This is a genomic window from Mesorhizobium sp. M8A.F.Ca.ET.181.01.1.1, assembly GCF_004792025.1.
Lineage (GTDB): Bacteria > Pseudomonadota > Alphaproteobacteria > Rhizobiales > Rhizobiaceae > Mesorhizobium.
The window spans coordinates 1-304 of sequence record NZ_SRTV01000230.1 but is presented as its reverse complement, the minus strand read 5'-3'; the positions used below and the strand labels follow the sequence as shown (position 1 = coordinate 304).

The 304-nt window shown below is 59.5% G+C and carries 1 pseudogene; it reads right to left on the bottom strand.

What is annotated here, in order from left to right:
- Positions 1 to 304, bottom strand: a pseudogene (locus EN824_RS34395) (amidohydrolase); the annotation flags it as partial.

Sequence of the window (304 nt, the reverse complement as noted above, 5' to 3'; positions counted from 1 at the left end):
AAGCGGGTCATGATCTGCTTGTCCTGATAACCGATCAGGCCATCCGGACCGAAAAGCCACGCGCGATTGCGGAATTTGCCGTCCGGGTCCTTCACAGGCGCGCTGCCGGGCTGGAACAGAATTTGATGTTGCCGCGCCAGCTCCTCGCATAGCTCTACCCAGGAGGGGATCATCGGCTGTATCTCTTCGATGGAACGGTGCAGATCAGAACGGATGTCGGGTGGCAACTGACCGGTCAGCGTCATAGCCGAATATTCCGGCAGCAGCAGCAGTTCTGCGCCCTCGCTCTTGGCCTCGCGGACAA